The sequence below is a fragment of the Rhodanobacter glycinis genome (genome assembly GCF_006438785.1).
GTDB classification, from domain to species: domain Bacteria; phylum Pseudomonadota; class Gammaproteobacteria; order Xanthomonadales; family Rhodanobacteraceae; genus Rhodanobacter; species Rhodanobacter glycinis_A.
This window is the reverse complement of record NZ_RCZB01000001.1, coordinates 929652-942663: the sequence shown is the minus strand read 5'-3', so window position 1 is coordinate 942663 and position 13012 is coordinate 929652. Positions and strand designations below refer to the sequence as shown.

General features: G+C 59.1%; 7 protein-coding genes. 1 reads left to right on the top strand and 6 read right to left on the bottom strand.

Annotated features, from left to right (window positions below; translation table 11 throughout):
- Nucleotides 1-10: 10 nt before the first annotated feature.
- The 3 genes from EAH75_RS04640 to EAH75_RS04630 all read right to left on the bottom strand — a co-directional run bounded on the left by EAH75_RS04640 (nucleotide 11) and on the right by EAH75_RS04630 (nucleotide 4890).
- A complete protein-coding gene (locus EAH75_RS04640) occupies nucleotides 11-844 on the bottom strand; it encodes an enoyl-CoA hydratase/isomerase family protein (protein WP_140804531.1) in 834 nt (277 codons plus the stop codon).
- Between the two features lie 240 nt (nucleotides 845-1084).
- The gene (locus tag EAH75_RS04635; RefSeq protein WP_140804529.1) at nucleotides 1085-4021 is read right to left on the bottom strand and encodes an FAD-binding and (Fe-S)-binding domain-containing protein; all 2937 of its coding nucleotides are present in this window, start codon (nucleotides 4019-4021) and stop codon (nucleotides 1085-1087) included.
- The gene (locus tag EAH75_RS04630) at nucleotides 4018-4890 is read right to left on the bottom strand and encodes a fumarylacetoacetate hydrolase family protein (RefSeq protein WP_140804527.1); all 873 of its coding nucleotides are present in this window, start codon (nucleotides 4888-4890) and stop codon (nucleotides 4018-4020) included. The genes EAH75_RS04635 and EAH75_RS04630 overlap by 4 nt, the downstream gene beginning before the upstream one ends.
- A 262-nt stretch (nucleotides 4891-5152) precedes the next feature.
- On the opposite strand from EAH75_RS04630, the gene EAH75_RS04625 reads away from it, so the two are divergent.
- On the top strand, nucleotides 5153-8254 hold the full coding sequence (locus EAH75_RS04625) for a sensor histidine kinase (protein WP_140804524.1): 3102 nt from the start codon (nucleotides 5153-5155) through the stop codon (nucleotides 8252-8254).
- 431 nt (nucleotides 8255-8685) lie between these two features.
- On the opposite strand, the gene EAH75_RS04620 is transcribed toward EAH75_RS04625, so the two are convergent.
- From EAH75_RS04620 to EAH75_RS04610, 3 genes are all read right to left on the bottom strand, one after another.
- A complete protein-coding gene (locus EAH75_RS04620; RefSeq protein ID WP_140804522.1) occupies nucleotides 8686-9672 on the bottom strand; it encodes an SOS response-associated peptidase family protein in 987 nt (328 codons plus the stop codon).
- Between the two features lie 75 nt (nucleotides 9673-9747).
- A complete protein-coding gene (locus EAH75_RS04615) occupies nucleotides 9748-10569 on the bottom strand; it encodes a ribonuclease H-like domain-containing protein (protein ID WP_140804520.1) in 822 nt (273 codons plus the stop codon).
- The gene (locus tag EAH75_RS04610) at nucleotides 10566-12974 is read right to left on the bottom strand and encodes a DEAD/DEAH box helicase (protein ID WP_140804518.1); all 2409 of its coding nucleotides are present in this window, start codon (nucleotides 12972-12974) and stop codon (nucleotides 10566-10568) included. Before EAH75_RS04610 ends, EAH75_RS04615 begins: the two co-directional genes overlap by 4 nt.
- Nucleotides 12975-13012 lie beyond the last annotated feature (38 nt).

Here is a 13012-nt window from a genome sequence, read left to right as displayed (position 1 = left end):
TTAGTCGGGGTTATTTTGCAGGCGAGAGTCTGCCTATAAAATCCATCTCCAACTCGCCTTCATACGTTTCGGCGCCGACCGTCAATGCTTCCTTCACGAGCGCCTGCGACACCTCGCTAGCGACACTCAAATCGGACTCATGGGCTTCCACCAGAAGCCCCTCTGCCAAGGAGCCAAATGCTCCAATGTCCACCGCCGCCTTGACATGAGCGATGGTATGCGCAGGAAATGCAGCGATACGGTGAGCCAGTTTCTCGACAAAGGGCGTCAACTCATCCGCCGGCAACGCTCGATTGATATAACCGTAAAGTTCTGCCAGCTCCGCCGAGAGATCATTGCAACTCAGCAGCACCTCCAAGGCGCGCGCGCGCCCCATGACCCGTGGCAATCGTTGCGTAGCGCCGCCACCCGGAACAAGCCCAACCGCAACCTCTGGATGGCCAAAGATCGCTTTGCCTATGGCACCAAAACACATGTCAGCGGCTAGCGCGATCTCACTCCCGCCGCCCCGACACCGTCCTTCGATTTTGGCAATGGTGACCTTGGGCATGTTTCTGAAGCGCTCGCCGATCATCTGTGTAAGACGGAAGCTGCGCGTATGCGATACCAATTTGGAAGCGGCTCCAACCCGGCCCAAACCAGAGTGGGCAATAAAGAAATCAGGAAGAGCGCTCTGCAAGACGATCACGCGGACACTCTCATCGAATTCGAGTTCTCTGCCGAGTTTGTCGAATTCCGGCGACAGAACTTCATCAAGAAGATTTATCGGCGGATGATTGATGCTAACGAATGCGACTCCGGATTCGAACTTTATGTGGAAACATTTGTAGTCAGAATATGGCATGGGTGGCTCCTATTCGGTGATCGTTTTAGTGAGGCCCGATTTCAGCGGGATCCAAGTTTTTGCTTGCGTGGCCTTATGCGGCATTTGGCAACTCGCGAGCAGCGGCGAACGAGGCCGAGTTGGATGTGGTGAGGCATAGCGCAACAGTTCTGCTGGCCACTATTCGCAATTTACCGAAGCGTTCATGGGGGCGATCTGTCGGTAAGAAAACAAAACGTCTCGATGCGCTCGGGTCGTTCGTCAGCGCGCCTCCGGACGACTCAACTCTTCGAGCAGGAAAACAAACGACTCATACGGTCGCCCGGTCGCATGCCGAAGTCCCATCTCACAGGTTCGGTTCGCTGAAATGTAGGCCTCAGCCGGGTGAGCATCCAGAACGGCTTTGACCTCGCGGGTCGACGAGACGACGAGTTCGGGATGTAGGAGGCCTCTATCTCCGGCTGTGCCACAACAGGTCGTACCAATCGGCACCTCGACATCATCGGCCAAATGCGTCGCGATTTGCTTGAGCGCCCCAGCTAATTCCAAATGCGTGATCGAGCACGTTGGATGTACGGCGATCCGTCCGAGTTTCCGCCGGATCGTCAACTTCGGAAGCAGGTCGCGACACCACGCAATCGAGTCGATGATGGTCAGACTCTCGTACTTGGCCTTGGTTTCGGCGTCGAGTATTGAAGCAATATCCTGGCTGAGTGCGAGGGTGCACGATGCTGCATCAACGACGATCGGGAGCTTACCGCCGTCGCTCCACCGCAGCATGGCGTCGGCGATGGATTTGGCCATGAACTCGTGGCCTTTGGGATAGCCTTTCGACTTCCAAGGGGTGGAGCAACATAGACCGGCGACATCAGGCGGAATCCACAACGGCTTTCCGGCTCGTTCGGACAGTGTGACGAAAGCCTCCGGCAAGGAAGGCGAAGCCGGACCATCCGGATCGCGGCCAAACATCCGATTGATGCAGGCGGGAAAGTAGACGGCTGCGGCACCGTTCTTTTTGGTCGACGACGGAGCCCGAGCTGCCCGAGGCATAGGACCCGGCACACTGGGTATCAGATCGGGACTCACGACTGCTCGCGCAATCCCGGTCAACGCCTTCAGCGGCTTGACTCCGAATAGAGTGTAGAAAGCATGCGTGGCGGACAGACTGCCTCGGGCTAGCGTCTCGACCGCGCTCCAGTTCTTGGCAAGTCGCAATGCGACGCTGTCGGCCGCCGACGTGGTCTCCTTCGCACGGAATTCACGAATCAGAGCACCGGTATTGATTCCGATCGGGCAGGGAATGGCGCATGTACCATCACCGGCGCAGGTCTCGATGCCGTCGTATTGATACTCCTCCTGCAGTTTGGCAAGCATCGGTGATTCGGGCGATTGACGGGCCATTTCGCGCCTAGTCACGATCCGCTGCCTTGGCGTCATGGTGACATTACGGCTGGGACAAACCGGTTCGCAAAATCCACACTCAATGCATTGCGTGGAGTCCGTGACGTTCTCGATCAACGGCACCGATTTCATATTCTCCAGGTGGATTTTTGCGTTGCGGGTCAGGATCACATTCGGCCCAAGAATGCCCTTAGGGTCGGCGAGTTCCTTGATTCGCCACATCATGGCGGTGGCCTTTGCGCCCCATTCGGCCTCGACGAAGGGCGCCATGTTGAGACCGGTACCGTGCTCGGCTTTTAGCGAGCCGTCATGTTTGTGGATGACGAGATCGACGAGTTCTTTCATGAAGACCTCGTACCGTGTGTGATCCTTTGGATCGCCAAAGTCCGCGACCAGCGTGAAGTGAAGATTTCCGTGGGCTGCGTGGCCCGCAACTCCTGGGATAAAACCGTGCTTACTGAGCAATTCCTGGACGTCCCTAGCCCCTTGCGCCAGTCGTTCTGGCGGAAAGCACACGTCCTCGGTTATGAGCGTCGAGCCCTTCGGACGCAGCTTGCCGATCAGTCCGAGCAGTCCTTCGCGTACGTGCCACGCCAGCTCAACGGCTTCCTCCATGCTAGTGAACTCTACGGAGTGGAGTAGATTGGCGTGGGAGGTCAATTCGAAGACTTTGTTCTGCAAGGCTTCAAGCGCTGGCACGTCCTCGGCACCAAACTCCACGAGCAGGGCAGCCGCTTTTGGATCGAGTGTTTTCCAATAGCAGGGGGTCTTCGCGAAGGCGTTGCCGGCAGCAGTGAGAGCGGGGGCGACCATCAACTCAACGGCAGTGGCTCCGAGACCGACGAGGCTTGGGACAAGGCTGACCGCTTCGTCGATGGTTGGGACCGGTATCCAGGCGACGCTGGTCACGTTAGGAGCAGGAAGTGTGCCGATCACAGCCTCGGCGACGAACGCCAGTGTGCCCTCGGATCCCACAAGAAGACGACGAAAGATTTCGAGTGGCGTCTCGCCGTCGAGCAGCGCGCAGAGCCGGTAGCCATGGGTGTTCCGTATCGAATACTTTCGTCGCACGCGATCGGCTAGTTCCCGATCGGCGAGCAGCTCTTCGCGAAGTGCCAGCAGCCCTCTTGCTAGGTCCGGTTCGGCTCTTTCGAACGCTGCCTCCGCGTCGGACGCCGAGGTGTCGATTACAGCGCCGGAAGCCATTACGAATGTCATCGCCGAGACGGTCTGATAAGCGTCGTTCTTGACGGTGCAGCGCATCCCACCGGAATTGTTGGCTATCACGCCACCGATGGTGCACGCTTTCGAACTTGCCGGATCCGGCCCGAGCCGTCGGCCGTATCGCCCGAGCATTGCGTTGATGTGCGCTAGGATCATTCCTGGGCGCGTGCGCACTCGGTAGCCATCGTCCTCCACTTTGGCGCCGTACCAATGCCGGCGCACGTCGATGAGTAGATCGTCCGATAGGGATTGACCGTTCAGGCTAGTTCCCGCGGCGCGGAGCGTCGCGTGCCTCCCGTTCTCTCGGCAATAGCGGAAGAGCTTGACGATGTCATCGGTGTTTTGAGGCTGCACGACAACCTGAGGGATGAGCCGATACGGGCTCGCATCGGAGGCAAACCGGACGAGATCGATCGCTCTGTGGAGGACGTTCTGTTTTCCCAGGAGAGCGATGAGATCCGTCTTCAGATCAGTTGGTGTCCCATCGACCAGAGAGGCGGGGACTGCATCGTTCTCTGATGGCCCATTGCCTCGTCCTATGCGTGCAGGGGTCGCGGAAAATAGCTTTCTCATCGCGGCGTCTCCTCTTGTGATTCGCGCTGGACAGGGTTGCTCAAGATACCCATCCCCTCGATCTCAACTTCGAAGACATCGCCTGGCTGCATGTAAACAGGTGGTTTGCGCGCAGCCCCAACGCCACCGGGTGTTCCAGTGATGATCACGTCACCCGGCTCAAGAGTGATCGCGACGCTGATCATTTCAATCAGCGTGGGGACGCTGAAAATGAGCTTGTCGATAGACGAATCCTGCATCACCTGGCCATTCAAGCGACCTTGAATATGCAACCCGTGAGCGCCAGGTGGCAGTGCATCGGGAGTCATCAGCCAGGGGCCGAACGCCCCTGTGCCATCGAAATTCTTGCCCATCGTCCATTGCGGCGTGCGCAGTTGAAAATCGCGGATCGTCGCATCGTTGAAGAGGGAGTAGCCCGCAACGTGGTCGAGGGCTCTGTCGTGGTTGATACGGCGTCCGCCCCGGCCGATCACCACAGCGAGTTCTGCCTCATAGTCAAGCGCGAGCGATTCGCGTGGCAGACGGATCGGCTCACTGTGGGCGATAAGACTCGTCGCGAACCGCGCGAAGATTTCGGGATAGACCGGCTTTTTGAGTCCGCTTTCCTCGAGGTGATCATCGTAGTTGAGACCAACGCAGAGGATTTTCGGCGGCTTGGGCACCGGTGGCATCAACCGTACTGAGCTCAGGTCGATTGAGTGCATGGGAAGAAGGTCTCTGCCTGTGCGCAACAGATCTGCACCTTGTGCAATCAATTCGGGGAGAGTTCCTGGAAATCCGGCTTCGCGCTCTGTAAGGCCGTACCAGCCCGAACCGTCATCCGCCGCAATGCCGGGGACGCCGCCCTTGTCGAAATTGACGATGCGCATGGGTTTCTCCTTCAGTGGTCTGCGGACCCGCGCCTCAGCCCATAGATTCGTTCTGGCCAAAGAGAATTTCTAAAATCAAAAAAGCGCTTCCGGCGGGCCCATTGGTCAAGCGGCTTCGCAATGCTCACGTTGATACCAAAGCTAGCGCAGCGCAGTCTCCATCGCTTGTACGAGGTTGATTGGGAATGTATAAAAGCTACGTGCGTTAGAAGAGATTGAGCGAAGGCTAGCCGCGCTGACAACCTGCCTGGAATCATCCCGCATGACGATCCGTAGTCATTTTGCGCAGGAAGAGATGGGGGTCTTTGATTTCGTGATGCGCCACAAATGGAACGCGACTCGGGCATTCTGTGGATGGGTCCTGGTCGCCGTCATCCTTTTGCTGTCATGCCAGATCCACGCCGAGTCGCGACCATGGACACTTGATCGTTACCAGCATGTTGCATGGACGGGCAAAAGCGGCGCGCCCACCGGAGTAGCCGCATTAGCGCAAACGTCGGATGGCTATTTGTGGATCGGCACCGATCACGGTCTATACCGCTTTGACGGAGTGCACTTCGAGCGCTTTGAAGAACTGCCGGGAGAATTGTCTTCGGGACGCCCCGTCTACGGCTTGTATGCCAGTACCGATGGCGGCCTATGGATCTGTTACGAATTCGGCGGCGTAGGTTTTCTCAAAGATGGTCACATCACTCAGTACGGCTCAAAGGCCGGGCTTCCTGAGCATGGCCAAATTGAAGGGTTTGCTGAGGATCAGCATGCTGCGATTTGGCTTTACGGTGCTGGAGGTCTCTACACCCTCGTCGGAGGGCATTGGGAAAACATTGGTGGCGATGTGGGATTCAAGGGTAACTACGCGACATTCCTGTTGATTGCGCGTGACGATGCTTTTTGGGTGGGCACTCCAGCGGGGCTGTTTTACCGTGCCGCGAATGCCAAGCAATTTGTGCCCCTGGAACGAGAGGGGTCCGTGCACCACATCGTAGAAACCTCCAACGGCAGCATATGGGTCGCGCATTTGCGCGGCACCATTGAACGCTGGACAACCGGCACCTCGACGCCAGTCCGGGTTCCCGGAAACATAGCGACGAACTCTGCAGATCGCATGCTATTCGATCGTCAGGGTGGGCTTTGGATCAATGGATTGGGCGACGGCATACGCCATATCGCGTCAAATGCGATCAATGAACAGACGAATCTGTCTGCGCTGAACGAAAAAGTGGAGCTGTTTAACAGCTCCAACGGACTTAGTGGCGACTACGCGTGGCCACTGCTGCTCGATCGAGAAGACAATATCTGGGTCGGTACCGGCGCTGGTGTGGATCGATTCAGTCGCAGCAATTTCACGCCAGCCCCGTTTCCGGCAGGCGCACACGATTTCGCATTGGCTGCCGGAGCGGATGGATCGATCTGGACAGGAAGTTCCTCGAAACCGGTCATGGAACTCAAAGACTCGAAGGTCAAGACGTTTGACGTTCCGCCTTACACGCTTGCCGCATACGCTGACCGCGACGGTGTGGTGTATATCGGAGGCGTAAGCGGCATCTGGAAGATGAGCGATGCAGGTGCCGAGCATCTCGCAAGTCGCCCCAATGCTAAAGCGGCGGCATTTGCGCTTGTCTTGGCAATAACCAAAGACTTGCACGACACGTTATGGGTGTCGGTCGGCGGCACATCAGAGGCGGGCCTGTATACATGGGCAAATGGTCAGTGGAAGAAATCGTCTATCAGCGGCACGCCGCGCGTCGACTTCACCGACACCGCCGGGAGGATCTGGCTGGGCTACAGGGACAATCGAATTGTCATCGTTGACGGGGATAACGTCACGGTGTTGGGGTCCAATCAAGGCGTGGCAATCGGCGATGCGAAAGCCTTTCAACAGGATGGTCATAGCTTATGGCTAGGAGGTAGCGACGGACTGGGCTACATGGATGGGCTGCGGTTGAAGATGGTGGGGCTGGCCGATGGCGGTTCGCTGAAAAACGTCACGGGAATTGTGTTCTCGGCGCAGGGCGATTTGTGGTTCCACACGCTGGACGGCGTCTTCCAGGTGCAAGCAAAAGACGTGCGCCAAGCTGAAATGAATCCGTCCTATCCGATGCATTTCCGAAAGTTCGACACACTGGATGGACTACCTGGCTCACCAGCACTGCAATTTCCGCTCCCATCGATCATCAGAAGTACCGATGGAAGACTCTGGTTCGCGACAAGTAACGGGGTCGTTTGGCTCGACCCTGCGCAGTTGATCTCCAATCCCTTACCACCTCAAGTGGTCATCGATTCTGTTGAGGCGGATGGCAAGACCTATACGCCACAAGACGGGATTACATTGCCGGCGCATACCGAGAATGTTCGGATCACCTTTTCCGTGCTGAGCATGACCATGCCGGAACGTGTGGACGCAAAAATTCGTATGCGTGGCCTAGACAACGAATGGCGAGACGTGGGCTTGCAGCGAGAGGTGAGCTATTCAAATCTTAGGCCAGGTCAACACCACTTCGATGTCATCGGGTCCAATGGGGATGGTGTCTGGAACAACGCGGGCGCCCACGTAGGGTTCAGCATAAAGCCTGCGTTTTATCAGACGCTCTGGTTTATGGTGCTCTGCGCATGCATGGTGGCTCTCGTACTTTGGCAAGTTTTTGCATTTCGTGTGCGTCAGGTAAATCGCCGACTGCGCCTTCGCTTAGAAGCACGTCATGCGGAGAGGGAACGGATCGCGCGTGATTTGCACGACACGTTGCTTCAGAGCTTTCCGGGACTGCTGATGAAAATGCAGGCTGGTGTAAACAGGCTTCCACTTCCGGAAGGGGCTGCCGAGCGACAATTTCTAAATCAAACACTTGAGCAAGCTCGTGGGATCATTGTGGAAAGTAGGGATCAAGTGTCCCGGTTGCGGTCCGATGACTACGGCAACCTCGCTGAGGCTATATCAGCCTTTGCCAACGATCATGCAAGTCGCTCTGGAATGGTGTTGAAGGTGTCGGTTGAAGGCGTCGAACGAGATCTGAAGAAGGAGATTCTTGAAGAGGCGTCATTCATCCTGAAGGAAGCCATGTTCAACGCCTATAAGCATTCTGGTGGAAATCTACTGGACGTTCACCTGGATTATTGTCCCGACGCACTGATTTTGGAGGTGCAAGACAATGGCAGCGGCATCGACCCGGCCATCCTAGATTCAGGTGAGAAGCCGGGACACTGGGGCTTGACGGGTATGCGCGAGCGCGCCAAACAGATGTCGGCGAAGTTCTCTATCGAGTCGTCACCGGACAATGGGACTCGTGTCGCGCTCTGCATTCCCGGGCGCATCGCTTATACAACGCTCCCGAAAGTACGCAATTTTTTTGGTCGAGGCGTCACGTAGCTGAAGGCAACGCAACGCGAGGCAACGAGTAACGAGAAGGCGGCCGACAAGGCGTTGTGGAGCTCCAGGAGCAACCGATCGCCGGCCTCAACACCGACCCCGCAGCCACTCGGCTAAATGCGAGTGGTCTCATCAAGCGTGGTGTCGGGGCGAACAAAAGCCCTCCAAAGCTCGGTGATTAGATCGGGTTATCGAGGGTAGGGGACGGCCGCTTTCGACTGCGGATTCCGGCCGGTGGCCTCGCGCCGGTGAGGATGCAGATGCGCTGATCATGATCGATCGGTGCTACTGGTCACCTTCATCGGTGTGCGCAAACGGATGTACGCAGTGTCGTCCGGAAGTCGGCGCCATGTAGTGATTTTTCACGTTGCCAGCGATGGCGATATCCAAGCTGGCAGGCATGCGTTTCCGATGGCTGCGGTCCGGGAGCATCAGGTTTCCGGCTTCGCCAGTTGATGCTCATAGAACGGACGCACACGCCGGTCGAGAATGGCGTAAAGGGTTGGGAGGTCATTTGGGTCTGGATCGAGCCACGCATCGATGTCGTCTTCGTGTAACGGAACGGGACACCGGTCGTGACCGGCCTCGACGACCTCCAAGGGCGGGTCGTCTGTGATCACCGCAAACGTGTAGAAGCCGGGATCGTCGCCGGCAGCCTCGACGTATGTCCAGAGACAGGCCACAAAGAGATTCTCACCGGTCGCTGGCGTGAATAGGATTTCAACGCTCTGCTCGCGCTCCCCTGGCACCAACTGCCGCTGCTGCAAGTTGTGGAGATAGACACTTTCGTAGAATCGGTCGACAACCATGATGCCGTGGTGGTGGCCGAATACCCTCCGCCACACCGTAGAAAGCTTGTCTCGTCGTGCGTTGTAGGTGCCGGGCTTCTCGATCTCGTCGGCTTCCGTCCAGCCAGGTAAGCGACACCGGTAGCGCATGGGCACCACCGAGCGCTCGCCTGTTTCCGGGTTGCGAATCATCACCGGGGCAAAGTAACCCGGCCAGATCCGGTCAATACCATCGGCCGGCGCGGGTGAGGCCATGTCGTCGAGCTTCTTCTTTCCGGCGTCAATCTTGTTGGTCGCAACGCGGCGATCGTTCTCGGCCTTCTTGGTCGGTTTCGCTGATGCAAGCTTGGCGTTGGCCTCGACCAAGCGCGCTTCCTGGACACCGATCTCCGAGGCGATCAGGGCGATCGCCTCCGCGTCTGCCTCGCGCGCCAACTCGACCGTGCCGATGTCCAGCACGCCGCTCGTAGCATCGGACATGGCGCGGCGCATGGCCTTGGGCACGACCTTCACCCAGTTGCCCTTTTTCTTCGTCCAGCCGGCGAGCTTGGTGAATTCCTTGATATCTAGGTTGCCGCCGAAGCGTTCGTATTTCCGGAAGTCAGCCCAGATCTGCGCGCTGTAGCACATGGAATTCTCCATTGGTTGGCGGACAGGATACCGGCGACGAGTCTTGCAGACGCCATGTGACGTGCCCATGCAACGTCATCGCGACAACGCCGCCAAGTGAAGCAAGAATCCCGCCACGCTTTTGAGATCTTGGCTGTTGTGCGTGAGCACGCGCCGGAGGTTCACTGCGGAGCCACCACGCAGATAGTTCAACCATGCCGCAGGTGCTTCGGAACCAGGTAGATCGTCCTCTCTGATCACACCCAGCAGCTCACGCTCTGCGGTCGCCAGCCGGCAGTTTTCCCACACTCCTTTCCAATGTCGACGCACGGGATGCAGCAGATCGAGGTGACCTAGGCCTGTGAGCGGGCAAGGCAAGCGGGCCAGCCGATAGCGCGTTTTCAGCAGCGGTGAGTCATAGCTCTTGCCGTTGTAGCTCACGAGAACGGTATCCGAACGTAGCCAAGTGGCGAACATCCGCAGCATGTCGGTTTCGGCGCCCATGCGCGTGATCGTCAGCTGACGCAGCCTGAAATGCCCATCATCAAGCCAGTCGGCGGCGCCGATCATCCAGGCACGCGTGCCGGTGCCGCCGGCAAGGCCCGTGGTCTCGGTATCGAAGTGCAGCAACCGATGGTAAGCGACCGGCTCTTCCCACCGCGCGAATGTGGTGTCGATCATTGGTGTTGGCCGGCCCCAGTCCACAATAGCTTGGGTGAGGAACAGACCCGGCGAAACTTCAGTCCCTGGCACAGTACGATCGGCCGAGGTGAGCGGCTGTCTGACACCTTGCAGGCGGGAACGGCCCTGGATCAGCCGCAACACATCGGATGACAGGGAGGGTTTGGTGGGAGCAACGGGCAACGCCTGTCCCGATTGCGTGCGCAGTTGCCGCAGCTTCGCAGCAAAGGCGCTCACAGGGCCACCAGCAGCGCCAGCACGCGCAGGGCCAACGCCTTCGGTGTTGTGGCCGCGTCTTCATCGGCGGCCAGCGCCGGCCCCACGCAGCCCGGACACCCACCGCGGCAATCACAGCGCTCGATGAGGGTCACCGATCGCGCCACCAGGTCTTCGCGCCGGTTGAACAAGGGTTCGCTCTGGCCGATCCCGCCGGGAAAGGCATCGTAGAGATAGACCGTCGGGGTGAAGGGAGTGTCGGCCGCCAGAGCAGCAGGCTGGCCGTCGGTGCCTCGGATCTGGCCGCGACCGCTGATGTCGGCACTGACAAACCACGCCCCGTCGCCACTGCCCACGGACTTTTGCAGGTCGCGTGCTTCGGCCATCACGGCGACAGTCGCCACGATGTGCAGTGCGTAGGCCGCGCCGAGAAAACCGTCGAGCGCCTGCTGGCGCTGTTCGAACGCGGCATCCAGCACGGCCTGTGGCAACTGCCACCACACAGCGGTGGTGTGCAGTTCCTGGTCGGGCAGGTTGACCGGACCGAAGCCGATGTTCTCGTGCGAGTAGAACCGGATCTTCTTGTAACCGGGCACGCGCCGCACGACATGCACTTCGCCGTGGTGGGCCTGCCCACATCCGGCGTTGGACGTGTCGAAGCAATCGAGCACCTTGAGTTTCGTGTAGTCGATGGCGTCGGTGTAATAGTCCACGTGGGTGCGCGTGACGTAGGCCTTGCGGCCTTCCCAGTCGAGCCGTTCCACTTGGTAGGGCACGGACTGAATCATGTGGATGGCGCCCTCGTAGAGCGTTACTGGCGCTGCGGTGTAATCGACCTCCGCGATGATCGTTTGCCGACCGTTCGTGCGATCGACCACCACGAAGTTGCCATCGGCCACAGACCGGAGCGACACAGCAATGGCCGGGTAGCTGTCGGCGATCCACTCCCAACGATCGCCTTCGCGATGCAGCACGCCCTCCTCGCCCAGCACGTCGAGCCAGGGCGTCGCCACTTCGGTGCCGAACATCTCGTCACCGATGAAGGGCAACTCGAAGGCAGCGCAACGGATATGGTCGAGCAGGATCAGCGGTTGATCAGGCTGGATGCGTGCGTGTTCCGGCGTGGCACCCTGGAAGAACTCCGGGTGCCGCACGAGGTATTGATCGAGCGGATCAGAGCTGGCTACCAGCACACCCAGCGCCGACTGCTGCCGGCGACCGGCGCGGCCGAACCGCTGCCAGGTAGCGGCGACGGAACCGGGATAGCCGTTGAGCACGACAGCGTCGAGGCTGCCGATGTCCACACCCAATTCTAAGGCCGACGTACTCACGATCCCGTCGATGGTGCCGGCGCGCATCTCGCGCTCGGCGGCGCGCCGTTCCTTGGGAAGATAACCGCCGCGGTAGGCGCGGATCCGCGCGGGCTTGCGTGGATCGCTGTCGAACACGTCTTTCAGATACTTGGTCAGCACTTCGACCATCGTGCGCGACTGCGCAAACACCAGCGTCTTCATCCCCGACTTGATCGCCAGCCGGGCGATCCGGTTGGTCTGCGATCGCGCCGAGGCGCGCAGACCGAGATCGGGGTTCACCACGGGCGGGTTCCACAGCAGCACGTGCTTGTCGCCGGTCGGCGCGCCACTTTCCGTGATCGCCGTGACGGCATCTTCAATAAGTGCTTCGGCGTGCTCCTTCGGGTTGCCGATCGTGGCCGAGCAGAGGACGAATTGCGGCGTCACGCCATAGAATGCGCACACGCGTTTGAGCCGGCGAATGACATTGGCGACGTGCGAACCGAACACGCCGCGATAGGTATGCACCTCGTCGATCACTACGTAGCGCAGGTTCTCGAAGAACTGCGCCCACTTGGTGTGATGCGGCAGGATGGCCTGGTGCAGCATGTCCGGGTTGCTGACCACGATGTCGCCATGTAACCGGATGGCTTGGCGCGCATCACCGGGTGTGTCGCCATCGAAGGTGAAGGCTTTGACGCCCAGATCGCCGGCTTGGTTGAGTTCGAGCAGGTCGGCCACCTGATCCTGCGCCAGCGCCTTGGTCGGGAACAAATAAAGCGCCTTGGCATGCTGCGTCATCGCAGCGGTGATGACAGGCAGCGTGTAGCAGAGCGACTTGCCGGAGGCGGTAGGCGTGACGATGGCGACATGCGCACCGGATTGCGTCGCCGCCCATGCCTCGGCCTGGTGGCTATAGAGCTGGTCGATGCCACGCGAGCGCAAGGCGTGTGCGAGCGCTGGGGGCAAATCTTCCGGCAACGGTGCAAACGACCCCTCACGGCCGGGCACCACGAAAGCACCGGTGATCCTCGCCGCATACCGCTTAGAGAGACGCAGTGCCAACGTGCGGCCGTCACCCGGTTCCCGCAGGACCAGTTCATCGGAAGCGTAGCGGTCGGGAAGAGCGTTCATGCGGCGGCCTAGTCGAGTAGTGGCTGCAGTGAATCGCG